The sequence below is a fragment of the Janthinobacterium sp. EB271-G4-3-2 genome (assembly GCF_020858035.1).
GTDB lineage: Bacteria > Pseudomonadota > Gammaproteobacteria > Burkholderiales > Burkholderiaceae_D > Janthinobacterium > Janthinobacterium aestuarii.
In genome coordinates this window covers 183560-208796 of sequence record NZ_JACYMG010000003.1, presented here as the reverse complement: position 1 = coordinate 208796, position 25237 = coordinate 183560, and the positions used below count along the sequence as shown (strand labels likewise).

At 62.1% G+C, this 25237-nt stretch carries 22 protein-coding genes; 9 read left to right on the top strand and 13 right to left on the bottom strand.

The window, feature by feature from the left end; genetic code table 11:
- Window positions 1–126: 126 nt before the first annotated feature.
- The 4 genes from IGS55_RS08760 to IGS55_RS08745 form a co-directional block, all read right to left on the bottom strand.
- Window positions 127–1257, bottom strand: a complete 1131-nt coding sequence (locus IGS55_RS08760) for a glycerophosphodiester phosphodiesterase (protein ID WP_230517404.1) — start codon at window positions 1255–1257, stop codon at window positions 127–129.
- On the bottom strand, window positions 1257–3668 hold the full coding sequence (locus IGS55_RS08755; RefSeq protein WP_230517403.1) for a TonB-dependent receptor: 2412 nt from the start codon (window positions 3666–3668) through the stop codon (window positions 1257–1259). The genes IGS55_RS08760 and IGS55_RS08755 overlap by 1 nt, the downstream gene beginning before the upstream one ends.
- A gap of 140 nt (window positions 3669–3808) precedes the next feature.
- Window positions 3809–4789, bottom strand: coding sequence for an Hsp33 family molecular chaperone HslO (hslO, locus tag IGS55_RS08750; protein ID WP_230517402.1), 981 nt, complete (start codon window positions 4787–4789; stop codon window positions 3809–3811).
- A 4-nt stretch (window positions 4790–4793) separates the two neighbouring features.
- Window positions 4794–5318, bottom strand: a complete 525-nt coding sequence (locus tag IGS55_RS08745; protein ID WP_139091530.1) for a gamma carbonic anhydrase family protein — start codon at window positions 5316–5318, stop codon at window positions 4794–4796.
- Between the two features lie 206 nt (window positions 5319–5524).
- Here IGS55_RS08745 and IGS55_RS08740 point away from each other — a divergent pair, with 206 nt between their 5' ends.
- From IGS55_RS08740 to bamC, 8 genes are all read left to right on the top strand, one after another.
- On the top strand, window positions 5525–6400 hold the full coding sequence (locus IGS55_RS08740; protein WP_230517401.1) for an alpha/beta fold hydrolase: 876 nt from the start codon (window positions 5525–5527) through the stop codon (window positions 6398–6400).
- A gap of 90 nt (window positions 6401–6490) precedes the next feature.
- Window positions 6491–7324, top strand: coding sequence for a 3',5'-nucleoside bisphosphate phosphatase (locus IGS55_RS08735; protein ID WP_230517400.1), 834 nt, complete (start codon window positions 6491–6493; stop codon window positions 7322–7324).
- 213 nt (window positions 7325–7537) lie between these two features.
- Window positions 7538–8422, top strand: a complete 885-nt coding sequence (gene htpX, locus IGS55_RS08730) for a protease HtpX (RefSeq protein WP_230517399.1) — start codon at window positions 7538–7540, stop codon at window positions 8420–8422.
- Between the two features lie 38 nt (window positions 8423–8460).
- On the top strand, window positions 8461–9084 hold the full coding sequence (locus tag IGS55_RS08725) for an L-threonylcarbamoyladenylate synthase (RefSeq protein WP_230517398.1): 624 nt from the start codon (window positions 8461–8463) through the stop codon (window positions 9082–9084).
- A 94-nt stretch (window positions 9085–9178) separates the two neighbouring features.
- The gene (locus IGS55_RS08720) at window positions 9179–9856 is read left to right on the top strand and encodes a site-2 protease family protein (protein WP_128142284.1); all 678 of its coding nucleotides are present in this window, start codon (window positions 9179–9181) and stop codon (window positions 9854–9856) included.
- Window positions 9857–9914: 58 nt separating this feature from the next.
- Entirely contained in the window at window positions 9915–10487 is a 573-nt protein-coding gene (locus tag IGS55_RS08715; protein WP_230517397.1) for a class I SAM-dependent methyltransferase, read from the top strand.
- An 84-nt stretch (window positions 10488–10571) separates the two neighbouring features.
- The gene (gene dapA / locus IGS55_RS08710) at window positions 10572–11450 is read left to right on the top strand and encodes a 4-hydroxy-tetrahydrodipicolinate synthase (RefSeq protein WP_034750679.1); all 879 of its coding nucleotides are present in this window, start codon (window positions 10572–10574) and stop codon (window positions 11448–11450) included.
- 81 nt (window positions 11451–11531) lie between these two features.
- Window positions 11532–12725 (top strand): outer membrane protein assembly factor BamC, encoded by a 1194-nt coding sequence (gene bamC / locus IGS55_RS08705; protein WP_230517396.1) that lies wholly within the window; start codon window positions 11532–11534, stop codon window positions 12723–12725.
- A gap of 175 nt (window positions 12726–12900) precedes the next feature.
- Here bamC and IGS55_RS08700 read toward each other — a convergent pair whose 3' ends face one another.
- Window positions 12901–13155, bottom strand: a complete 255-nt coding sequence (locus tag IGS55_RS08700) for a hypothetical protein (protein ID WP_034783358.1) — start codon at window positions 13153–13155, stop codon at window positions 12901–12903.
- A gap of 353 nt (window positions 13156–13508) precedes the next feature.
- Window positions 13509–14630, bottom strand: coding sequence for a cupin domain-containing protein (locus tag IGS55_RS08695; RefSeq protein WP_230517395.1), 1122 nt, complete (start codon window positions 14628–14630; stop codon window positions 13509–13511).
- 93 nt (window positions 14631–14723) lie between these two features.
- Here IGS55_RS08695 and IGS55_RS08690 point away from each other — a divergent pair, with 93 nt between their 5' ends.
- Entirely contained in the window at window positions 14724–15269 is a 546-nt protein-coding gene (locus IGS55_RS08690; protein WP_070303515.1) for an FKBP-type peptidyl-prolyl cis-trans isomerase, read from the top strand.
- A gap of 202 nt (window positions 15270–15471) precedes the next feature.
- Here IGS55_RS08690 and IGS55_RS08685 read toward each other — a convergent pair whose 3' ends face one another.
- The 7 genes from IGS55_RS08685 to IGS55_RS08655 form a co-directional block, all read right to left on the bottom strand.
- The gene (locus IGS55_RS08685; RefSeq protein WP_230517394.1) at window positions 15472–16509 is read right to left on the bottom strand and encodes a hypothetical protein; all 1038 of its coding nucleotides are present in this window, start codon (window positions 16507–16509) and stop codon (window positions 15472–15474) included.
- Window positions 16506–19199 carry a DNA mismatch repair protein MutS gene (gene mutS, locus IGS55_RS08680; RefSeq protein WP_230517393.1) on the bottom strand — a complete coding sequence of 898 codons (2694 nt, stop codon included), beginning with the start codon at window positions 19197–19199 and terminating at the stop codon, window positions 16506–16508. Before mutS ends, IGS55_RS08685 begins: the two co-directional genes overlap by 4 nt.
- 329 nt (window positions 19200–19528) lie before the next feature.
- Window positions 19529–20089: a hypothetical protein gene (locus IGS55_RS08675; RefSeq protein ID WP_230517392.1), complete on the bottom strand. Its 561-nt coding sequence runs from the start codon at window positions 20087–20089 to the stop codon at window positions 19529–19531.
- Window positions 20086–22317 carry a serine/threonine-protein kinase gene (locus IGS55_RS08670; RefSeq protein ID WP_230517391.1) on the bottom strand — a complete coding sequence of 744 codons (2232 nt, stop codon included), beginning with the start codon at window positions 22315–22317 and terminating at the stop codon, window positions 20086–20088. The genes IGS55_RS08675 and IGS55_RS08670 overlap by 4 nt, the downstream gene beginning before the upstream one ends.
- A 200-nt stretch (window positions 22318–22517) precedes the next feature.
- Entirely contained in the window at window positions 22518–23840 is a 1323-nt protein-coding gene (locus IGS55_RS08665; RefSeq protein WP_230517390.1) for an aspartate aminotransferase family protein, read from the bottom strand.
- A gap of 94 nt (window positions 23841–23934) precedes the next feature.
- A complete protein-coding gene (locus tag IGS55_RS08660; protein ID WP_230517389.1) occupies window positions 23935–24813 on the bottom strand; it encodes a MurR/RpiR family transcriptional regulator in 879 nt (292 codons plus the stop codon).
- Window positions 24814–24857: 44 nt separating this feature from the next.
- Window positions 24858–25142, bottom strand: coding sequence for a hypothetical protein (locus tag IGS55_RS08655; protein WP_230517388.1), 285 nt, complete (start codon window positions 25140–25142; stop codon window positions 24858–24860).
- Window positions 25143–25237: the final 95 nt, after the last annotated feature.

Below are 25237 nucleotides of genomic sequence, written 5' to 3'. Positions count from 1 at the left end.
GCATTGCACAATAATGGAGTTCGCGATATATGTCTAATTCCAAATTCCAATTTCAGAAATTCAGGAAGCGAATAATAAGGGCGTAGCCATCGGCCACGCCCTGAAAAAGAATTTGTTACGAAATGTTTATCCGGCGGCGATGCGTCCCAAACCCGGATCGTCGCTGAAAAAGCCGTCCAGTCCAGTCTCGATGTAGCGCCGCATTTCCGCCACGGAACCCGCTTCGTTGCGCGCGTTTTCACCGTTGCCGTCGCGGAAGTCGGCCGCCAGGAAACGGTTTTCCGGACGGAAGGTCCACGTGTGCAGCAGCAAGCCCGCCTGGTGCGCATCATCGACGATGGCAGTGGGCTTGGCCAGGCGCTGGTCGGCGCCCAGCGGGATGATTGCTCGCGTTGGCGGCGCCACCACGTCCGCGTAGGCGGCGATGTCGCGCAGGCCGGCCGGCGTCGTCATCCGCCCGAACGTCAGCTTGCCGCCCGCCTTGGCAACGTCCACGGGGCGGATATCGCCGCCCACCACCAGCTGCATCAGGCGCACGTTGGCGCGCCGTCCCAGCTTCTCGCGCAAGTATTTCAAATTTGCCACTTCGAAGGACTGGATTTCGATCGGCGCGCGGCGCGTGTATTCGTGCGCCAGCATGGTCGACAGGAAACGGTCTTCCAGCGCCAGGCCCGCATCGCGGAAGTAGGTCGAGTTTTTCAGCTCGGGCACGAGGCCGATGATGCGTCCGCTGGCGGCCGATTGCGCTGCAACAAAATCGATGATTTCTTCCCAGGTCGGGATCTGGAATTGCCCATCGTACAAGGTGTTGCCAGTGCGTACCTTCGGCAGCCGTTCGATGGCGCGCAGGGTTTTCAGTTCGGCCAGCGTAAAGTCGTCGACGAACCAGCCTTCGTGCCATTCGCCGTCGACCATCTTCTTGCCGCGCCGGCTGGCGAATTCGGGACGGCGCGCCACGTCGGTGGTGTCGATCAGGTTGCTTTCATGGCGCGCCACGAGGATGCCGTCGCGCGTGGCGACCAGGTCCGGCTCGACGTAGTCGGCGCCGTCGAGGATGGCCTTGGCGTACGACGCCAAGGTGTGCTCGGGACGCAGGGCGCTGGCGCCCCGGTGGGCGAACACGAGCGGACGGGCAGGTGGCGTGGCCAGCAGGCCGGCCGCAAAGCCGGGCGCGGCGGCCAGCGCCAGGCCGCCGGCGGCCGCCCGGACGAAGCTGCGGCGCGAAAAATGCCGTTGCGGCAAGATTGGCGTACGCATCAGAAGTCCGCCGTCAAGGTCAGGAAGCCCTGGCGCGGGGCGATCGGGAAGGTGTTGTAGGTCTTGTCGGCCGCGCCGACCACCACGTTCAGCGAGCCTTCGCGGTTGGCCAGGTTGCTGACGTTCAGGCGCCAGCGCGGGTTTTTCAGCCAGCCGGCCATGGCCGGCAGCTTGCCCGACACGCCCAGTCCCATCAGGAAATAGCTGGGCACGGACAAATCGTTGGTGTACGTCGCGTAGCGCTTGCCCACATAGTCTCCCGTCAGCTGCACTTCGATATCGCCAAACGTCGCCGAGGCCACGAACTTGTTCAGCCATTCCGGCGAACCCGGCACGTTCTTGCCAGCAGTCAAGACCAGCGCGGCGCCATTGTTGTAATTGTCCGCGTACTGCGAACGGTTGTACGACAGGGCATTGTAGAACGAAAAATTGTTGCCGAAGTGAACGGTGCCGGCGATATCGATGCCGTCCGTGCGCACGCTGCCCACGTTGGCCAGCACGGGGTTGCCGCCGATGATCGAGGAAATCACGGGCGTGGGGCTGATCTGCAGCAAGCGGTTGCTGAAATCGACGTGGTAGACGTTGATTTGCCCATCGATGGAAGTGATGGCGCCCAGGCTCAAAGGATGGCTGCCGCGCACGCCCACTTCATAGGTGAGCGCCGTTTCCGGCTTGGCGTCGCGCTTGAACAAATCGAAGGCGGCCTGGCTCGACAAGCTCCATGGCGAGGCGCCGCCGCCGCCATAGGTGACGAACTGGCGCATGTTTTTCTGGATGTTGAAATACAGCTGGTCTTGCGGCGTGAAGTCCCAGCGCGCGCCCACTTGCGGCAGGAACCATTTTTTCGTGTTGATGGTGCCGACCGGCAAGGCCGTCGAGCCGCCCGCGATGGCGCCTTTGGCCGGCTGCACGGGGAATTGGCCGTCGGCAAACTGCAAGCTGGACTTGAAGCCGGCCTGCAGCGCGATATCGGGGCGGATGCGCCATTCATCCTGCAAGTGCAGCTGCACCACCTTGTTGTCGATCTCGCTGCCGTACTGCGTGATCAAAGGATTGCTGGGGCGGTCGTAGGGCGACGTCGGGTTGTTGACGTCGAGCGCATACCAGCGGCGGTAGGCGGACGAGCGGTTCTGTTCCAGCCACAGGCCCGCTTCCAGCTGGTGATTGCCGATTTCCTTGCGCAAGGTGGAAAGGAAGCCGCCGCGCTTGATGTCGTATTCCGTCGTGCGCACGGCGTAGCCAGAGTTGCCGAAGACTTCCTTCAGGTTCTGTTTCGGGTAGTAGACGCTGAACAGGCCCGGCAAGCCGGCCACGCCGATGGGGCCGGCCACCACGCCCGCGCCGTCATCCTTGTGGTAATACACCTGGTTGGACCAAGTCATGCCTTCGGACAAGTTGGCGTCGAACTTGGCGTAGGCCAGGTAATCGGTGCGCTGCGCATCGCTGTAGTAATTGCGGTAATTGTTGCCGTCCGCGGCGGGCGTCGCGCCAGTCGGCGACAGGTAATTGAGAGCCGCCTTGAAGTCCGGGTACAGGAAGGGGCGTGTGTACGGCGCGCTCGTCTCGCCGGCCACGTGCACGGTGCTGTCTTCGTTCGGCTCGATCTTGTCCGAGTAATTGAAGAACAGGGTCAGCTTGCCCGCGTCGCTGCGGTTGACGTACTTGGCGTTGAACTGGTCGCCGCCCTGGCGCGCATCGAAGTCCCAGGCGCGCGCTTCGTGGTGCAGGATGGAAAAATAGGCGCTGCTGCCATCGCCGAAGGCGCCCGTGTCGTAGCGGGCAAACGTGCGCGAGGTGCGGTGGCTGCCCACCGTTTGCTGCACGCTGGCACCCTGCGTGGCCAGCGGATCGCTGGAATAGGTTTCGATGGTGCCGCCCAGGTTGCTGGTCGAGGCCGTGGCCAAATCGCCCGCGCCCGACGACAGCACGACGCTGCGCACGTTTTCGCTGATGACGGCGCGCTGCGGCGACAGGCCGTTGTAGTTGCCGTACTGCTGGTCGCCCAGCGGCACGCCATCCATGGTGTAGCCCAGTTGCTGGCCAGAAAAGCCATGCACGAACAGCGACAGGTTTTGCTCGTTGTTGCCCCACGGATCGGCCGTCTGGAAGCTGACTCCCGGCAAGGTTTGCAAGGCTTTCAGGGGATTCGTGCCAGGCAGGATCTTCTGGATTTCATTCTTGCTCAGGGCGACCGAAGAGCGCGTCTTGCGCGAGGAAATCTCCACGGTGGCCATCGGTGCGCCCTCATCGGCGGCAGTGGCGGGCGCTGCCATCTCGGTCGTGGCCGAGGCTACGGCGGCGGCCACGGCCGTTTGTGCCAGGGCAGGCAAACTCAAGCCCGCGGCGCAAGCGCCCAGCAAAACATGGAAGGAATGGCGGCGCAGGGCCAGCGTCAAGTGGGTGGTCATCATCAGCCTGTGGAAAGTATTGGGAGTAATACAAGCTGCGCAGCGTAACGGCGGCGCGTGACGGGCTGATGACGAACTGATGACGGGAAGATGACAGCAGAAACAATTGCGCCGCCTGAGAGGCGGCGCGAAGAATATTACAATTAGTTAATGCTGGCTGCGGGTGGAATGAGCACCTCTGCCGGCGCATCCGTAACGAACAGCTGCGCGCAATCGACCTTGTCGAACTCGTAGTGCTGGCCGCAGAAATCGCAGTTCACGCCCACTTGTCCCACTTCTTCCAGGGTGCTGTTGACTTCTTCCTCGCCCAGCATCTTGAGCATATTGCCCACTTTTTCGCGCGTGCAGCTGCAATGGAAGCTCGGGTGCAGCGGGTCGAAGACGCGGATCGTTTCTTCCCAGAACAAACGCTGCATCAGGGTATCGATGTCCGTCGACAGGATTTCCGCTTCTTTCAGGGTCGAGGCCAGCATCACGGCGCGGTTCCACGTGTCGAGCGCGTCTTCTTCCGACACGGGCGTCGCTTCGGCCTTGCCGCCATGGTGGGGCAGCTTTTGCAGCAGCAGGCCGCGCGAGACGGTGTCGTCCGTGGCCAGCCACAGACGCGTGTCGAGCTGTTCCGAGCGCAACATGTAGTTTTCGATCACGGTGGCCATGTCGTCGCCGTCCAGCGGCACGATGCCCTGGTACGGTTGCTGGCCCGGCACCTTGTCGGCCGGGTCCAGGGTGATGATGAAGCGGCCCTTGCCCGTGGCGTTGAGCAATTGCGGCACGGTGGCCACGTCGGCGATGATGGCGTCCGGGTCGAGCTTGGCCGTGGCGCGCAGGCGCAGGTCGGAGTCGCACTCGACCACCATCAGGCGCACGGGACCGTCACCATGGATTTGCATGATGATGGAGCCGTTGAATTTCAGGTTGGCCGACAGCAGGGCGGCGGCAGCCACCATTTCGCCCAGCACTTTTTTCACGGCCGTCGGATAGGCGTGGCGCGATACCACTTCCTGCCAGGTGTGGGACACGTCGATGAACTGGCCGCGCACGGCGGCGTTGTCGAAAATAAATTTTTGCAGGGTATCCTGGCCGGTAGCGGCTGCGCTGACGGCGCCCGTGATTTCAGTCGTCATTCTTTTATCCAATCTTCTTGAGTTGCGTATTAAATAGCTGGCCGCGCTGTACATAGTTCACGGCGTTGCTTTGTAGCCTGGTGATATCGTCTGCCGTCAGGGCCCGCACGGCTTTCGCCGGTGAGCCGAGGATCAGCATATTGTCGGGAAATTCCTTGCCTTCCGTGACCAGGGCGCCCGCGCCGACCAGACAGTTCTTGCCGATCTTCGCGCCATTCAGGATCACGGCCTGGATGCCGATCAGGGCGCCATCGCCGATCGTGCAGCCATGCAACATTGCCTGGTGGCCGATGGTCACGTTCTGGCCGATGTCCAGCGGGTAGCCCGGGTCCGTATGCAGCACGGCGCCTTCCTGCACGTTGCTGTTGACGCCCACGGTGATGCGTTCGTTGTCGCCGCGAATCGTGGCGCCAAACCATACGGACGTATTCGCTTCCAGGGTCACTTTGCCGATCACGTTGGCCGTGTCGGCAACAAAAGCGGAAGCATCAATCTGCGGCGCATCGGCGCCCAATTGGTAGAGTGTCATCGTTAGCCTGTGGCGGTGGTGGAAGCGCCGGGCGCGGCCGGACGCGGAAGTTTTGCGCTATTTTACGCTGTTGCAGGGCAAGTCCGAGCGCCGACCGTCAATCCGGTATAATTATCGAACGGTCGTACTTTTATGGCCGTACTATCTACAGACACAGCATGTGGCGCCATCCGCGCCACTTTCAAGGCAGGCATCCGATGAAAACCATGAAACTTTCCCGTTCCGAATTCATCAACATCCGCGGCGCCCGTACGCACGTGCGCCACTGGGGCCGTGTAGGGGCGCCCATCCTGTTCATGGTGCACGGCTGGATGGACGTGGCCGCCTCGTTCCAGTTCGTCGTCGACGAGCTGGCCGGCGACTGGCACGTGATCGCGCCCGACTGGCGCGGCTTTGGCCTCAGCGACTACACGCAATCGGACACCTACTGGTTCCCCGACTACCTGGCCGACTTGGACGCCATGCTGCTGCATTACTCGCCGGACGCTCCCGTCAACCTGCTGGGCCACAGCATGGGCGCCAACGTGGCCGGCCTGTACGCGGGCGTGCGGCCCGAGCGCATCAGCCGCTTCATCAACCTGGAGGGCTTCGGCATGATGGCAACAAAACCGGAGCAGGCGCCGGGCCGCTACGCCAAGTGGCTGGATGAATTGCGCGAGCCGCCCGCCATGCGCGGTTATCCCACGCAAAAGGCCGTGGCCGAGCGCCTGCAAAAGACCAATCCGCGTCTGCCGGACGAGCGCGCGGCCTTTCTCGCCGAACACTGGTCGGCGCAGAACGAGGCGGGCGAGTGGGACATCATGGGCGACCCGCAGCACAAGCGGGTCAATCCCATCCTGTACCAGGTGGAAGAAGTGATGGCGTGCTGGCGCCGCATCACGGCGCCCGTGCTGTGGGTGGAGGCCGACGACACCAATATGTGGCAATGGATGGGGCCCAAGGAACAGGCGCGCATAGAAATCGACCGGCGTTTGGCCTGCATCAAGGATGTGCGCTGCGAGATGATGGCCGATGCGGGCCACATGCTGCATCATGATCAACCGGCGGCACTGGCGCGGCTGGTGGAAGCCTTTTTGGCCTGATGTGTGTCGGGAATGCCGCAGCGCGATTTGACAAGCAGCGTACAATGAAAACTTCTTCCATGCTGAGCCCGTGCAGGGTATTGTTTTCACATGCTTAAAGTCGACCTGCATTGTCATTCGAATATCTCCGACGGCGTGCTCGCGCCCGCCTCCGTGGCCGCGTACGCACGCAAGGCCGATGTGGACGTGTGGGCCCTGACGGACCACGATGAGGTATCGGGCGTGGCCGCCGCGCGCGCGGCCGCCTTGGACCTGGGCATGCGTTTCGTGGCCGGCGTGGAAATTTCCATTACGTGGGCCGGCGAAACCGTGCACATCGTGGGCTTGCAAGTCGATGAAAACAATCCGGGCCTCGTGCACGGCCTGCACCAGACGCGCTCGGGGCGCGACGCGCGCGGCCGCGAAATCGCCCGCCAGCTGGACCTGGCCGGCATCCCCGATGCCTATGAAGGGGCCTTGAAATTCGTCGGCAACCCGGACCTGATGTCGCGCACGCACTTTGCCCGCTACATCGTGGAAATGGGGAAATGCGCGAACATCCCCGACGTGTTCAAGAAGTACCTGTCGGAAGGCAAGCCTGGCTACGTCGAGCACCGCTGGGCCACCCTGGCCGAAGCGGTGGGCTGGATACGCGGCGCGGGCGGCGTTGCCGTCATCGCCCATCCGGGCCGCTACCGCTTCAGCGACATGGCGCAAGGCGTGCTGTTCGATGAATTCAAGCAACTCGGTGGCGTGGCCATCGAAGTCGTCACGGGCAGCCATAGCCCGGACCAGTATCCCGAATACGCGCAACTGGCCAACGCCTACGGCTTCCTCGCTTCGCGCGGCACGGATTTCCATGCGCCGGGCGAATCGCGCGTGGATTTTGCCAAGTTGCCGCCTTTGCCTGCCAACGTGACCCCGATCTGGCACGACTGGTTTTAGCTGACAGCCAGGCAAATCTGCTGCGCGGCGCGCTTTGCGGCCGGCGATGCTCACCGTACTCCAGTACGGTTGCGCTTCTCGGCCACAAATCACTGCCGCTCGCGACGATTTTCCTGGCTGCCGATGCGCCGTCGTGTCGCTGCTTGAAATCTGCGTTTGCGTGCATATCTTTTTGTTATTCTTGTTATACATAGTCATCTGGAGCCAACGCCCATGAAACGTATCGTCCTTTTTATTGCAACCAACCTGGCCGTGATGCTGGTGCTGTCGCTCGTGCTCAGTTTGCTGGGCGTGGGCAATCCGGCACGCGGCAGTACCTTGAACCTTGGCAGCCTGCTGGTGTTTTCGCTGGTGGTCGGCTTCACGGGATCGATCTTTTCCCTGTTGATCAGCAAGCCGATGGCCAAGTGGAGCACGGGCGCGCGCGTGATCGACAACCCGACCTCGTCGACGGAATTGTGGCTGGTCAATACCGTGCGTGCGCTGGCCGAGCGGGCCGGCATCGGCATGCCGGAAGTGGCCGTGTACGAAGGCGACGCGAATGCGTTCGCCACGGGCGCCTTCAAAAACTCGGCGCTGGTGGCCGTCTCGACCGGCTTGCTGCAAAGCATGAACCGCGATGAAGTCGAAGCCGTGCTGGGGCACGAGATCGCCCACGTCGCCAACGGCGACATGGTGACACTCACCCTGATCCAGGGCGTGGTAAATACCTTCGTCGTCTTCATGGCCCGCGTCGTGGGTTTCTTTGTCGACAATGTGCTGCTGAAAAATAACAACCGCGAAGGCGGCGGACGCGGCATCGGCTATTTCGTTACCGTGATGGTGTGCGAAGTGATCTTTGGATTGCTCGCGTCCATCATCGTCGCCTGGTTCTCGCGCCAGCGCGAATTCCGCGCCGACGCCGGTTCGGCCAAGCTGCTGGGCAGCCCCACGCCGATGATGCATGCGCTGGCGCGCCTGGGCGGCGTGCCGCCGGGCGAGCTGCCGCAATCGATGCAGGCGCTGGGCATCAGCGGCGGCAATGGCGGCTGGGGCGCGCTGTTCGCCACCCATCCGCCGATCGAACAACGCATCGCCGCGCTGCGCGGCGTACAATAATGCCAACTTAACAAGCTGGTTCGCCAGAACGCTTACACATGAGTCAATTTTTCCAGATTCACCCAGACAATCCGCAATTGCGCCTGATCAAGCAGGCGGCCCAGATCATCCAGTCCGGCGGCGTCGTGGCCCTGCCCACGGATTCCTGCTACGCGCTGGTGTGCCAGCTCGACGACAAGGGCGCCGTCGAGCGCCTGCGCCGCATCCGTGGCATCGATGAAAAGCACCATCTCACCTTGCTGTGCCGCGACTTGAGCGAGCTGGGCGTGTATGCCCGCGTCGATAACCGCCAGTTCCGCCTGCTCAAGGCGGCCACGCCGGGCGCCTATACCTTCATCCTGGAGGCGACCAAGGAAGTGCCGCGCCGCCTCAGCCACCCGTCGCGCAAGACCATCGGCCTGCGCGTGCCGCAGCACCGCATCGTGCAATGTCTGCTGGAAGAGCTGGGCCAGCCCCTGCTGGGCGCGACATTGACATTGCCCGGCGACGAAGAGAGCCTGACCGATGCCGACACCATCCGCGAGCGCCTGGAAAAACTGGTCGACCTGATCATCGATGGCGGCGTCTGCGCGCATGGTCCCAGCACCGTGATCGACTTGACGGGAGCGGAACCGGAAGTGGTGCGCGTGGGCCGCGGCGACCCGGCCGTGCTGGGCTTGTAGAGGAGCAGGGCGCGCCTGTTGCCGGGCCGCTCTTCACCTGTTCTTAATGACAACATAAGAAAGGTCCAAGGGTGCCTCTGGTAGAATCGCGGTCATGAGCGATTTCAATACGATAGTCCAGACCGTTGCGGTGTACCTGGTACCGGTGCTGTTTGCCATTTCCCTGCATGAGGCGGCGCATGGCTACGTCGCCCGCTATTTCGGCGACCCCACGGCTTCGAACGAGGGCAGGCTGAGCCTCAATCCCATCCGGCATATCGATCCTTTCGGCACGATCTTGCTGCCTTTGATGCTGTATTTCGCGATCCAGGTACCGTTCGGCTATGCCAAGCCGGTGCCCGTCGATTTCAGCCGCCTGCGCAATCCGAAGAAGCAGATGGCCTGGGTGGCGTTTGCGGGGCCTGGCGCCAATTTTGTCATGGGCCTGGGCTGGATGATTGCCTTTGTCGTGCTCAGCGTCCTGCCGCCAACGGAAATGGGCATGTTTTTCCGCAAGATGGCGGGCGCCGGCGTCAGCGTGAATGCGGCCATGTTCGTCTTTAACCTGATTCCCGTGCCGCCCCTCGATGGCGGCCGCATCATGACGGGCTTGCTGCCGATGCAGCTGGCGCGCCCTTACGCCAGCATCGAGCGCTACAGCCTGTATGTGTTCGGTGCCCTGGTGCTGCTGATGTATACGGGCGTATTGAACCGCGCCTTGCTGGCGGCAATCGAATTTGTCATAGGCATTTTTGTCACCATGGTCACGCCCCTGACGGCTCTGTTGACGTGAGATAAGCTGGATGTACGACAGGCAGCTGGATGTACGCAAATAATTGATGGAAGTACCGATGCAAGCAATTGAACCAACAGTAGAAACCGAAGCGATTTCCGGCTGGCTGCGCCGCTGGACGCCCCTGATCCCGGGCGGCGAGGTGCTGGACCTGGCCTGCGGCGCAGGCCGCCATGCGCGCCACCTGGTGAGCCTGGGCCACCCCGTGATCGCGCTCGACCATGATCCGGAAATGCTGGAAAAAGCGGCCGGCACGGGCATCACCACCTCGCTGGTGGACCTGGAAGCGCCGGGCGCCGTATGGCCCTTCGCGCCCGGCCGCTTTGCCGGCATCGTCGTCACCAATTATCTGCACCGGCCGCTGCTGGAAGCCATGGTCGCCAGCCTGGCGCCCGATGGCGTGCTGCTGTATGAAACGTTTGCCGAGGGCAATGAACAGTTCGGCAAGCCGTCGAATCCGAAATTCCTGCTGAAGGAAGGCGAAATGCTGACCTGGGCCGTGCAGCAGGGCTTGCGTGTGGTAGCGTATGAGGATGGGCGCGTGGAACAGCCAAAAGCTGCTCTGGTGCAACGAATTTGCGCCGTCCGGCCGGATTTTCCACGGTTGGCAGCGCTGCTGCCGACGTTTTGAGCGGCCATACTATGTCAGAATGCACCACAGGCGCGGGCTATCCGCTACAATCGTTGTTTTATTTATCGGCGCTATAAACTTACTATGATCAAGGGCAGCATTGTAGCAATCGTCACCCCGATGCACGCAGACGGCAGTCTGGACTTTCCAGGTCTGCGCAAGCTGATCGACTGGCATATCGCCGAGGGTACGGACGGCATCGTCATCGTTGGCACAACGGGCGAATCGGCAACAGTCAGCGTGGAAGAACACTGCGAACTGATCCAGTTGACCGTCGAACATGCCAAGGGACGCATTCCTATCATCGCCGGCGCCGGAGGCAACTCCACGGCCGAGGCCATCAAACTGACGCGCTACGCGAAAGAAGCGGGCGCAGATGCTGTCTTGCAAGTGGTGCCGTATTACAACCGTCCTACCCAGGAAGGCATGTACCAGCACTTCAAGGCCATCGCCGAAGCCGTCGACATCCCCGTCATTCTGTACAACGTGCCGGGCCGTACTGTTGCCGACATGAGCAACGAGACCATCGTGCGCCTGTCCGCCATCCCGAATATCGTCGGCGTGAAAGATGCGACCGGCAATATCGGCCGTGGCATCGACCTGCTGCGTTTGGTTCCAGCGGACTTCGCCGTGTACTCGGGCGATGATCCGACCGCCATGGCGCTGATGTTCTGCGGCGGCCACGGCAATATCTCCGTGACGGCCAACGTCGCGCCGCGCGCCATGCACGAACTGTGCGTCGCGGCCATGGCGGGCGAGCGCGCCACGGCGATTGCCATCAATAACAAGGTTTTTCCTCTGCACCAGAAGCTGTTTGTCGAGCCCAACCCGGTGCCCGTCAAATGGGCGATGGCCGAAATGGGCCTGATGCCTGCCGGCATACGCTTGCCACTGGTGCCGCTGGCTGAAAATTGCCATGCCACCGTGCGCGATGCCTTGCGCGACGCCGGCATCCTGTCTTAAGACCGAACTTCAAGCCCGGACTTGACCAGTCCGGACCTTTCCTGATTCCAGCTGCTACTTAGCTTCTTATCCAGTTACGACATGACTAATTGCAAGAAAAACCAATCGGCGCCTGCCACCACCGCCGTCCGCGGCATCGTCATCGGCGCCATCGCAGCCAGCCTCGCGGGCTGCGGCATGATCAGTTCGGTAGTCGGCGGCGACAAGGTCGACTACAAGTCGGTCAAGAAAGCCGGCACCCTGGACGTGCCGCCTGACCTGACGCAATTGCAGCAGGACAACCGCTACTCCTTGCCGGATGCGAAAAACGGCGTGGCCACGGCGTCCGGCTACAACGCGCAGCGCAACGCCACGGCCGGTACGCCCGTCGTCGTGGGCGCCGACGGCGTGGTCGGTGTCGTGCCGGTCACGGCAGGCGGCGTGAAGGTCGAGCGCGCGGGCAACCAGCGCTGGCTGGTCGTCAAGCAGTCGCCCGAGGTGCTGTGGCCGCAGCTCAAGCAATTCTGGGAAGATTCGGGCTTTACCATTGCCGTCGACCAGCCGACGGCTGGCATCATGGAAACCGAGTGGAATGAAAACCGCGCCAAGGTGCCGCAAGACTTTATCCGCAGCACCATCGGCAAGGCTTTCGATTCGCTGTACTCGACCGGTGAAAAAGACAAGTTCCGTACCCGCGTGGAGCGCCTGGCCGATGGCTCGACCGAGATCTACATCAGCCACCGTGGCGTGGAAGAGGTCGTCACGGGCCGCGACAAGGAAACCACCACCTGGACCGCTCGCCCGAACGATCCGGGCCTGGAAGCGCAATTCCTGGCCAAGCTGATGACGCGCCTGGGCGCGGCCAGCGACGATGCGCAAGCGAAGACGGCTGTCGATGCCGCCATCGTGCAGCCGCAGCACGCCAAGCTGGTCGGCGACGCCGCCACGCCGGCGCGTGCAATCGAAGTCGATGAAGGTTTCGACCGCGCCTGGCGCCGTGTCGGCCTGGCGCTGGACCGCGTCGGCTTCACCGTGGAAGACCGCGACCGTACGCAAGGCACGTATTTCGTGCGTTACGTCGACCCGGATGCAGTCAAGAAAGATGGTTTCTTCTCGAAACTGTTCAGCTGGGGTTCGTCGTCCGACAAGGACAAGGAAGCGCAGCGCTACCGCGTCCTCGTCAAGGCCGGCACGGGCTCGACCAGCCTGGTCAGCATCCTCGGCAACGAAGGCCAGCCAGATACCTCGCCAGTGGCAGAGAAGATCCTGGGCCTGCTGAACGATCAGTTGAAATAAGGTTCACTTGGTGGCGGCGATCAAAAGCTGCCACGCATCATCAAAAAGGCTGGCCCGGTGCAAACCGGGACAGCCTTTTTTATTGCCTGCGTCCGGGCGTTATATCCTGCGGATAAAACGCCGGACGCAAAAAAGCCGGCCCGAAGGCCGGCTTTCTCTAGTGCAGGGTGCTAAATTACTTAGCAGCCGATGCAGCAGCCGAAGCAGCCGAAGCAGCGTCGGTAGCGGCCGAAGCGGCAGCCGAAGCAGCAGCAGCAGCGTCGGTAGCGGCCGAAGCAGCAGCGTCAGCAGCAGCAGCTGGAGCAGCTTCAACTGCTGGTGCTGGTGCTGGGGTTTCAACTACTGGTGCTGGTGCAGGAGCTTCTTCTTTTTTGCTGCAAGCAGCCAGAGCAACAACCATCAGGGAGGCGATCAGCAGGGATTTTTTCATTTGTTTTCCTTAATTATTTCAAAAAATAAATCAACATTGTTGCGATGAATAATTACCGGTAATTATCGCTCGTTAGGTCGTCTTCGAAGGCTTTTCGTACCAGGTGGTGCCTGCCAGACAACGGAAACTTCCTAACCGAATATTATAGCGATTTTTGGTGCGTCGCAATAGGAGCAAGAGGCAAATTCGCAACTATTTTGTGATATCGCAATATTTACCGAAGCAAATTGCAAGCAAGTGTAAGCGATTTGCGAAAGCGCGACAAAACGATATAAAAATAATATCTTTCTTTGCGCTGGCACAGATGCTGTTATTTTACCTACTGTAATACCACTTTGCTACGCTGCACCCATTCAAGCCAGTTCGATCCAGCCATCCTGATACCAGGTATACAAGGCATCCATCACGTCATCGGAAGCCTGGGCCACGGCGGCGCCATCGAGGCCGCGTTCGTTGGCCAGGGTTTCCAGGGCCGTTTTGTCAGCCTTGCCAATGGCAAACGATTCGCCATTGATGAAGACATTCTTGCCACGATACAGCATCAGCGTCTTGCGTGACAACACGACACCTTTTTTCTGTGCGGCGTCCGCGAAGCGGCCCACCGTCAGCGGCTTGGACAACGGCGTGAAAAACACATTGTGCTTCGGTTCCGACAGGTGTTCACCGAGGAAAATCGTGACGTCTTCTTCCGTGAAGCGCACCTTGTTCAGCTCTTCCGCGATGGTGCTGAGCATTTCACGGGGGATTTCCGCCGGCTTGCCCGACGCTTTCAGGTCGGGATCGCTGTAAATGCCCGGCAAGTCGATCGAATCGGCCATGAATTGCAGGAAAGCTTCGCCCAGTTCCTGGAACGAAGGCGAGCGGAAACCGATCGAATACGTCTGGCAGTCGCCGATGGCGACGCCGTCGTGCGCGTAGTGGGGCGGCAGGTACAGCATGTCGCCCGGTTCCAGGGTGAATTCTTCGTCGGGCGTGAAGTTGCTGAGGATTTTCAGCGGCAAGCCGTCGATCAGGCTCAGGTCCTTCTGCGCGCCTATGCGCCAGTGGCGCTTACCCTGGCCTTGCAGCAGGAACACGTCATAGGAATCGAAATGCGGGCCCACGCCGCCGCCATCGGTGGCGAAGCTGACCATCAGGTCGTCCAGGCGCGCGTCCGGCAGGAAACGGAACTGGCGCAGCAGGGCGTCAGCCTTGGCGCTGTGCAGGTTGGCGCCCTGCACCAGCAGCGTCCATTCCTTCTGTTTCAGCGAGGGCAGGCTGGTCAACGGACCTTGCTGCATGTTCCAGTGGCCATCCGCATGGCTGACCAGGCGCGATTCAACGTGATCGAGGGTAGCCAGCTCGGCCAGGGCCTTGAAATCGAACAGCGCCTTGAAGCCGGGTATGGCTTGACGGATCAACAGGGGCTTTTTATGCCAGTAGTCGCGCAGGAATTGCGCCGGCGTGATATCGCCGAGGAGAGTTAATGTTTTCATGCGCCCATTATAACAACCGGAAATGCAGGAATGCGCCTGCCGTTGGCGGCGTGAAGGTATAATTTGCCAGCTTATACAATGAAAGGAAGCATAATGAAGATTGCCAAAAATACGGTCGTGACTGTCAACTACAAACTGTCAGACGCGCAAGACAATCTGATCGAAGACGGCCGTCAGCCGATGGTCTACCTGCACGGTGATTATGAAAACACCCTGCCGAAGATCGAAGAAGAACTCGACGGCAAGGAAGTCGGCTACTCCAACACGATCCAGATCGAACCGGATGATGCTTTCGGTGAATACGATCCAGCCCTGGTCAAGGTCGAGCCGCGCAATCGCCTGCCTGAGCCGCTGGAAGTAGGCATGCAGTTCGAAGGCATGCCGGAAAGCGATTCGCCGGACGAAGAAGCGATGATTTTCACCGTCACCGATATCGCCGACGACAAAGTCGTGCTGGATGGTAACCATCCACTGGCCGGCATCGCGCTGCGTTTCTCGCTGACCGTCGCTGACGTGCGCGCCGCCACCGACGAAGAAATCGCCCATGGCCACGTGCATGGCGCACACGGCCATGACCATGGCGATGATGAAGAAGAGGGTGACGAAGGCGATCACTTCCGCTCGCATCCTATCCATTAACACCTGACCAAACCTGCTGCGCGCAGCGGGGCGCGGCCGGCGGTGCTCACCGGCTCGGCGCCCCCGTACCGAGTACGGTTGCGCTTCTCGGCCACGCCGCGCAGCTGCTCGCTACGGTTTTGTCAGGCGTCGTGACGTCTGTTGGGGTGACGCTGCTTGAATGAAAACAGGCCGGCTACATGCCGGCCTGTTTGCTGATGCGCTAGCGGCGTACAGTCGACGCTTTGGCGCGCGCTTGCGCCGATGGCCTGACGGCGCGTTGACGCACCTCAAAGAATGGCGTCTTGCCTGGCCGTACGGCGATGGCGGACCAGTCGTTGTCGATGCTGACGTGGCCTAGGTTGCCTTTCCAGCTGATTTTTGGCGCGTCCGTCCTGGCCGCGGCCTTTTTGTTTTTCCCTTCCTTGCCGTCCGCGTCGCCATCGCGCTGCGTATCGACCAATAACACCTTGCCGCTGAACTTCTTCGCCAGGGTACGGACCTGCTTGCGCGGTCCCGCAAAGCCATCCTGTTTTGAGCTGAAGCTGGGCAGCAGCGAATTGTCGTCTTCATCGAGCACGCCCATGTCGCCGTCGGAAAACAGCACGATGCCGTCGAGTTTCTTGCGTTGCGCCATGGCGAACAGGCGCTGCAGCCAGGAACGGTTGGCGACCAGCCGGTCTTCGAATTCGCTGTTGCGGCCGGCTTCTGGCAGGAAATGGTTGTTATTCGCGGGCAGGTTGATGGTGGCAAACAGCACGCCGCCATATTCCCAGTGGGCGTTTTCCGCATAGCTGCGGAACTTCGCCGTCGATGACAGCCGCGACAGGGTCAGCTTGCGCTGGCCCAGGCTCTGGTCGTCGGCGAAATACACGTCGCGCAAGCGGTTCAGGCGTTCGATGGCGTTGACCCTGCCGCGCGAGTTGCGGCAGTTGGCCCAATCGCTGGCCGACAGCGAGACGATCAGCGGCGGGCCGCTGGCGTCGAGCAAGTCCTTGCGCTGGTTGTACAGCTTGTCGCTGCACGATTCGCTGGCCGCCTTGATGCCGGTGGCCACGACGAAAGATGCATTGAAGGCGCTCGTGTCGGCGATGGCTTTTTTCAGGGGGCCATCGTCGGGTCCGGCGTTGAAGGAGTGGCCCAGCACGGCAAACTCGAAGCCGGCCTGGTCGCTCTGGGCGGCCAACGCCGCTTGCCATGGCAGGCTGGCAGCCAGCAAGCCGGCGGCCAGCAGGTGTATCGTGCCGCGCCGGCAGGTCATGCGGCGGCCAGCCGTTTCAACTGATACAGCTGCTCGAGCGCATCGCGCGGCGTGAGCGCATCGGGATCGAGGTCGGCGATGGCGTCGAGCAAGGCTTGCTGCGCCGCGTTCAGCGCGTCCAGCGGCGCCGCCGCGTCCTCTTCTTCCTCTTGCGCATACGGATCGGCTGCCGGTGCGGCGAACAGGTCGCGCTGCGGCGTGGCGTCGAGCGCCTGCGCTTCCAGGCGCGCCAGGTGCTTGCGCGCGGCCTTGATCACGGGCTGCGGCACGCCAGCCAGTTGCGCCACCTGCAAGCCATAGCTTTGCGAGGCGGGACCGGCTTGCACGGCGTGCAGGAAGACGATGCTGTCCTTGTGCTCGACGGCGGACAAGTGCACGTTGGCGGCGCTCGGGTGGCTGTCCGGCAGTTGCGTCAGCTCAAAGTAATGCGTGGCAAACAGGGTAAAGCTGCGGCTCGTATCGATCAGATGGCGCGCGATGGCCCATGCCAGCGCCAGGCCGTCGAAGGTCGAGGTGCCGCGGCCCACTTCATCCATCAGCACCAGCGAGTGCTCGGTGGCGCCGTTCAAAATGGCGGCCGATTCCGTCATTTCCACCATGAAGGTCGAGCGTCCGCCCGCCAGGTCGTCGGTGGCGCCGATGCGCGTGAAGATGCGGTCGATGGGGCCGATGGTGGCGGACGTGGCCGGCACGTAGCTGCCCACGTAGGCCAGCAGGGTGATCAATGCCACCTGGCGCATGAAGGTCGATTTACCGCCCATGTTCGGGCCGGTAATCAAGAGCAACCGGCGCTCGTTGACGAGGCGGCAATCGTTGGCGATGAAGCGTTCGATCTGCTTTTCCACCACGGGGTGGCGGCCTTCGACGATGTTGATGCACGGCTCGTCGACCAGTTGCGGCGCGGCCCAGTTGTGCTGCTGCGCGTGCTCCGTCAGCGCGTTCAGGGTGTCGAGCTGGGCCAGGCCCTGCGAAATGGTCTGCAGGGTGCCGATGTGCGGCGCCAGCTCGGCCAGCAGCAGGTCGTACAGCAGTTTTTCGCGCACCAGGGCCTTGTCCTGTGCCGACAGGGCCTTGTCTTCGAACACCTTGAGTTCCGGCGTGATGTAGCGTTCGGCGTTTTTCAGGGTCTGGCGGCGGCGGTAGTCGTCCGGCACCTTGTCCGTCTGGCCGTGCGTGACTTCAATATAGAAGCCGTGCACCTTGTTGTATTCGACGCGCAGGTTGGCGATGCCCGTGCGCGCGCGTTCGCGCGTTTCCAGGTCGAGCAGGAACTGGCCCGCGTTTTCCGACAGGGCGCGCAACTCGTCCAGTTCGGCGTCAAAACCGGTGGCGAAGACGCCGCCGTCACGCACCATGGCAGCCGGTTCCTGCGCCACGGCGCGCACCAGCAAGTCCAGGCAGGCCGTCGGCGTGGCCAGCGCCGCGTGGATGGCGGCCAGCAAACCGCTTTCGCCGCCCTGGCCAGGACCATAACAACGGACCACGTCGCCGCGCAGGGCCGGCAGTTGCAGCAGGCCGTCGCGCAGGGCGGCCAGATCGCGCGGACGGGCCGACAGCAGGGCGATGCGCGTGGTGATGCGTTCGATATCGGGTACTTGCGCCAGGGTGGCGGCGAGCGGACCGGCCGCCTCGCTTTGCGCCAGCGCGGCGATGGCTTCATGGCGCGCGCGCGCCACGTTCTGGTCGCGCCGCGCATGGTGCAGCCAGTGGCGCAGCATGCGCGAACCCATGGCCGTGCGGCAATGATCCAGCAGGGAGAACAAGGTCGGCGATTCCTGCCCGCGGATGGTTTCCGTCAATTCCAGGTTGCGCCGCGTGGCCGCGTCCAGGCCGATGAATTCGCTTTCCGTTTCCGTCGTCAAGGAGCGCACGTGCTGCAAGCCCCGCCCTTGCGTCGATTGCGCATAGCGCAGCAGGGCGCCGGCCGCGCCGAACGCCGCGCCGAGGCCATCGGCGCCGAAGCCCGTCAAGGTCGCCACGCCCAATTGATCCAGCAGGGCCTTGTGGCCACCGACTACGTCGAAATGCCAGTCCGGCACGCGGTTGATGTGCGTGCCCGCGTAGTCGTCGAACAGGTTGCCGTTGTCGCCGCTGAGAATTTCCGCCGGCACGATGCGTTCCAGTTCCTGCTGCAGGCGCGCCGCCACGGTGGCGCTGTCGCCGGAAAACTCCATCAGCTTCAAGGCGCCGCTGGCCAGCGACAGCCAGGCCAGGCCCGTCGTCACCGTCTTGCGCTGCGTGATGCTGCACATGGCCAGCAGCGGGCGCTCGGCCTTTTCGGGCAGCAAGTCCGCATCCGTCAGGGTGCCCGGCGTGACCACGCGCATGACCTTGCGCTCGACGGGACCCTTGCTGGTGGCCGGGTCGCCGATCTGTTCGCAAATGGCCACCGACTCGCCCAGCTTGACCAGCTTGGCCAGATAGCCGTCGAGCGAGTGAAACGGCACGCCGCACATTTTAATCGGGTTGCCGCTGGCCACGCCGCGCGCCGTCAGGGTAATGCCCAGCAGGCGCGAGGCTTTTTCCGCATCCTCAAAAAACAGCTCGTAGAAATCGCCCATGCGGTAGAAGACCAGCATCGTCGGGTGGTTCTCTTTAATGCCTAAATATTGCTGCATCATTGGCGTGAGCTTTTCAGCCGAATTCTTCTTTGCCGCGGCGGCGTTGATTTCTTTTGGGACGGTGGTCATGTGTTCTTTGTCGTTGGTCCGGCGGCAGGAAAACGCATGCCTGCCGGGCTGTGTGTGGTGCTGTGTGCGTTCAAGGCCGCGCTGCTAGGCGAGGCTTGAGTCCAAGGCCGTCATTTTACCGCTTTCGGCGGGCGGAGCGGGGTATTGCGTGCGGGCGTGAAAAAGCCGCGCCGGTGGAGGTAGCGTGGCTTTGGGGATGATGGTTTGCTCAGCGGGGAGAGAATGAAGTCATAGATCGTGTCTGACTGGCTAGAATTGCCCTTGGTTCCACTCTAGTCCTAAATATGCCCTATTGAATGGCAAAGTCCTGGAATATTTATTGTGAATATTTATTGTAATATTCCGTCGCCACCTACAGAGCTTTCCGGGTCAAAGGAAAATACGCGCAATTCTGGTTGGACGTCTTCACCGCGCATGATACGTACCGTGATGACGAATGACAATTCCCAGCGGCCGGCGGCATAGCCAACGTCCAAGTTGTGTTTCCATTCCTGGCGGATGCGGTGCAGGGGCTTATCCTCTGGTTCACCCAACAGTTGCTGGATCTCGAAGTCCAGAGGGAAATGGTAGGTGGCGCCTACCGACTGAAGGAATGGCGATGGCGGTGAATAAATGGTGGGTACTTTCGGGCCGATCTGAGTCAGTTGCGGCACGGTGACGATGCAGCAATCGATGATCTGGAACGATGTGAAGCCGCTGTCCTTGGAGCCGCAGCAAGTAACGTCGAGATAGACATGCTGGCCTTTCTGGAAGTGCACGCCACCCATGTAGGGGCCATGGCGGGGATCGGCCGTGCCGTCGCAGGAGGTGAAGCTGTAGTCGAGCTGGTTGGTGATCTGGTCTGCATCAAAATGCACGGATAACTTCATCCAAGGGCTTACAGGCGTCATTTTTTACTGTCTCTTTCCAGGTTGATGAGAAATTGTTGGTAGCGAGCATCTCGCCGCAGGTTCAACAGATCGGGTGCTGATTCGATCAGATTGAGAGGGTAGCCAAGCTTGCTAGCTTGCAGTAGCGCAGCCAATGCCTCGCTTCGCTTGTCAAGCAGTTCATGTGTCAGAGCGGCGCGAAACTGTACGTCGGCAATCTGTGGCGCTAAGCGGAGTGCGTGTTGCACGTTTTTCAGGGCTGCATCTCTTTCACCTGCGTAGGCTTGGTACAGGGCCATGCGTGAAGTCCAGGTGATATTGTCGGGCATGCGCACAAGCATGGGCTGTAACAGGGCGATAGCGCGTAGATACGACTGTTTCGATGCTTGCGCTAATGCTGGCACCCAGCGCTGGGCATCGGCAAGATTGGCCCAAAGCAAATAGGTGCCAGGACTGCCTTTTTTCTCGGAAACGGCACTTTCAAATGCCTGCACGGCACCCAGATAGTCGCCCTTGGCAAACAGGGATGTTCCCAAATTAGTGTATAGCTCCCAGTGCGGACGTATGAGCAAACCTTGCTGGAGAACCGCAAGTGCCTCGTCTTCGCGATTCTGGCGCAGCAAAGTCGCGTTAAGATGGGCATAACCATTGGGCGATTGTGGGGCCATGCGTATGGATTTGCGAAATGTCTGCTCGGCAGCCGCATAGTCCCCCTTCCTGTAATACATCACGCCCAGCAACATATTAAACATGCGCTCATTTGGATAAGCGGCGATCGCTTGCTTTAGTATGGCGTCTGCTCGATCAAATTTCTGAATGGTCAGGTATAAGCGTGCCTTGCCATACAAACCAAACAGATTGTTCGGTTCCAGGTTCAATGCGGCGTTTTCTTCACGCAGCGCCTCGTCGTACTTGCCTTGGAGTTCAAGTACCCATGCCTGCGCAACATGGGCAAGAGCAAGCTGACTGTCCGCTGCCAATGCCTGTTTTGCGTTGACCTCGGCTCTTTGTAGCCAGGTGTCATCGCGCCCATTTCCGGTGTAGCGGAAGCTGGCTGCCAGTGACAGGCCAGCGGCGGCGGCGGCATTGCCTGGATTATGCTGTAGTACGGTCATGAAATGCTCGATTGCCTGTGCCTGGCTGGTATCGAGGTCAAACACACGCAGGGCGTCCATGCCGGCTTTCATAGACGCCATTTCGGAATAAGGCTTTGTTCCGTATTGCCCGCTCAACGCAGTCCATAGTTGTGGCCCTTGCCAGGCTCCCAGACCCAGCACGAGCACGGTGCCGGCCGCCAGCATGGCGCGCTTGACGGGCACCTGCAGGCGGATCGCAATCGAAGCCGGCGGCCTGGCGGGTTTGGCGTGCTTGGTGGGCGCGGTGTCGGCGGCCAGTGCCGGCGCCGCTAGCGTGCGCTGCCCACCTATCGCCTCGCGCACATCGCGCATGGTGCGTGGCCGTTCGGCCGGGTCGTGCGCCGTCATCGCGCGCACGAGGGCGTTGATGGCGGGCGGGACGGAGTCCGGCAGGTCGGGCCACGGTTCTGTTGCCTGCATGTGGGCGGCGGCCAGGGCCAGGCCGTTCAGGTGGGCGAAGTGGCGCTGGCCGGCCAGCATTTCGTAGAGCATGGCGCCCAAGGCATACACGTCGCCGCGCGTGTCGGGCAGGCGGCCCATCAGGCGCTCGGGCGCCATGTAGGCGATCGTGCCCTGCAGGTCGCACAGGGTGGTCGTTTGCGTGGCTTGCGGGTCGATGTGGCGCGCCAGGCCGAAGTCGAGGATGCGCACCCTGCCGTTTGCTTCCAGCATCAGGTTCGATGGTTTCAGGTCGCCATGGACCAAGTCCATCGCATGCGCCTCGTCCATGGCGTCGGCGATCTGGTAGGCGATGTCGAGCGCCGACTGCAGGCCAGCCTTGCCGCTGTGCATGAACTGCCCCAGGGTCTGGCCTTCGACCAGTTCCATGACGATGGACTGGCTCGTGCCCTGGCCCTCGATGGCGAAAATGCGTACGAAGGCGGCATGCCTGAGCGAGGCGGCCAGGCGCGCTTCATTGATGAGTTTTTCCGGATGCAGCACGTCGGCTTGCGGTTTCAGGCGCTTCAGCGCCACGCTACGGCACAGCTTGGCATCCCACGCTTCGAATACATGGCCGAAACCGCCTTCGCCCAGCAAGCGGCGCACTTCGTAGTGCCCGCTGATCGTGTCGTCTTGCGACGGGGTCTGACGCAGGGAGTCGAGCAGTTCCATATACCTTGGCTTCAGAGTGCATCAAGGTGCGCAGCAGACATCGGGAAGGGAATCGCGATGGCTTTGTGCGCAAAATGATTGATTTTGAGTAACTTCCTGATTTAAAACGATTGTTTAAAATAAGTCAATTAATATTGACAAGGAGTGAACAGAAACTGCTGGCAGTCGCCTTTGCGCGTTTCTGCCGCAGGCATGCGCGGCTACGCCACGCAGGCATCGATGGCCGTGCCCAGCTTGTCGACGATCTCATCGACGTGGCTGGCGTCGATGATATAGGGCGGCGCCAGCAGGATGTGGTCGCCGCGCAGGCCGTCGATGGTGCCGCCCATGGGGTAGCACATCAGTCCGTTTTGCATGGCTTGCGCCTTGATGCGCGCGTGCAGGCGGCGGGTCGGGTCGAACGGCTGCTTGCCGGCGCGGTCCTGCACCAGTTCCAGGCCCAGGAACAGGCCGCGGCCGCGGATGTCGCCCACGTGCGGGTGCTCGCCGAAACGCTGGCGCAGCCGCTCCTGCAGCAAGCCGCCCATGGCGCGCACCTTGGCCAATAAATCGCGCTCCTCGATCTGTTGCTGCACGGCCAGCGCGGCGGCGCACGCGGTGGCATGGCCGATATACGTGTGGCCGTGCTGGAAGAAGCCCGTGCCGGTGCGGATGGTGTCGCGGATGTCCTGCGATACCATCACGGCGCCGATGGGCTGGTAGCCGGCACCGAGGCCCTTGGCGATGCAGATCAGGTCGGCCGTGATGCCTTCCTGTTCGCAGGCGAACAGGCTGCCCGTGCGGCCCATGCCGCACATGACTTCGTCGAGGATCAGCAGGATGCCGTGGCGCTGGCAGATCTCGCGCATGCGCGCAAAATAGCCGGCGACGGCGGGCAGGGCGCCGGCCGTGGCGCCGACGACGGGCTCGGCGATGAATGCCATGACGTTCTCCGCGCCCAGCTCGGCGATAGTGTCTTCCAGTTCCTGGCCCAGGCGCGCCACGTAGTCGCCATCCGTTTCATAGGCTGGCTGGTCGCGCCAGGCGTAGCAGGGAGAGACATGGGTCACGCCAATCAGCAGCGGCTCGAACTGTTGGCGGCGCCAGGCGTTGCCGCCCGTGGCCAGCGCGCCCAGCGTATTGCCGTGGTAGCTCTGGCGGCGCGCGATGACGTGACGGCGTTGCGGCTGGCCCCGTTCCACGAAATACTGGCGCGCCAGCTTGAGCGCGCTTTCCACCGCTTCCGAACCGCCCGAGACGAAATACACGCTGTCGATGCCGGCTGGCGCACGGGCGACGAGGAAATCGGCCAGCTGCTCCATCGGTTCGCTGGTGAAAAACGAGCTGTGCGCGTACGCCAGCGTGGCGATCTGCCGCTGCACGGCGGCGATCACGGCCGCATCCGAATGACCGAGGCAGGAGACGGCCGCGCCGCCGCAGGCGTCCAGGTAGCGCTTGCCATCGGCGTCGATCAGGTAGGGGCCATCGCCGCCCGTGGCGACGGGGTAATTGGCGGTCAGGCTGCGGTGGAAGACATGGCTCATGGCATCGCTTTCTTATCGGCAAAGGGGGGAATGGCCGATTATAGGAGGCGTCGCGCCGCATTGCAACGATTGATGTATTTTGTTTTAATTTACATCATTCGATGTTTTTTGCGTAGGCGCCCAGCGCCCGCAGCTGGCTTTCCGCCGCGCCGATGGCGTGCACGGCATCGGGCCCCGCGCGCGCCACCAGCAGTTCCACCAGGCTTTCCACGGCCGCGACGCCGGCCACGATGGAAGGGAAGAACGAGGGGCTGTCGACGGCGATGACGATGCTGGCGTCGGCCTGCAGGGCCAGCGGCGACATGGCGCTGTCGCTGATGGCGATGACCTGGCAGCCGGCCTGGCGCGCCGCCTGCGCCACCAGCAGCGCTTCGCTCGAATACGGCGCGAAGCTGACGACGACGACGGCTTCGTCCGCCTGCAGGGCGCGCAAGTCCATTTCCAGGGTGCCGCCCTGGCCGCTCAACAGCTGCACGCTGGGGCGCAGCAGCCGGTACAGATAATGCAGGGTATAGGCGATCGGGTGGGCGGCGCGAAAGCCGGCCACGTGCACGCGGGGCGCTGTCTGCAGCAAATTGGCGGCCGCATCCAGGGCGGCGTGGTTGGCGCTTTCCGTGGCGGCCAGGTTGCGCTGCTGCACCGTGAACACTTCGGTGACGAGATCACCGTCTTTATCGGCGAGCGCGTTGGCCTTTGCCGCATAACCGGCCGGTCCCGCGCGCAGGCGTTCGACGAAGATGGCTTTCAGTTCCGGCCAGCCGGCAAAGCCCAGCTGCTGCGCCAGGCGCACGAGGGCGGCCGACTGCACTTGCGCGCGCGCGGCGATGCTGCGCATCGACGAGACGGCTACTTCGTCCGGATGGTCGGCCAGGTAGCGGGCGCCGGCCTGGAATTGCGGACTCAGTTCCGCATGGCGCGCCTTGATCAGGTCCATCAGTGCCGCATAGGAATCGTGGGGTGTCGCTGCCTGCATCGCCGTGCCTCATGGAATAGGTTGCGGCGATGGTACAGGATTCGTCAGCGCGCCGGTAGCGCTGCGCCTTGCGCCCGGGCGGCCGTGCGCGGGCGCAGCCGGGCAAACAGGTGCGGCCCGGCCGGTTTGCGGTGCGGTCCCGTCGTCAGCACGCGCAAGGCGGTGGGCAGCGGCACGTCGTGGCAGTGCAAAAACAGGGCGGCGGCGCCCGTGCCGGCCATTTCCTGCAAGGCCAGCGCATGCTCCACCAGCGCCGCCGTGCGCATGTCGAGCCGCACCGGGATGTCGGGTTGAAATAGCTGTATGTCGACGTGTCGTGCCTCGCGCATGCTGTCCCCGCCGGGTTCGATGGTCAGACTGCCAGCATAAAAGCGCCCCGGCGCCGCCACTTTGCGTTAAATCAATTCCTGTGTCGGATAGATTC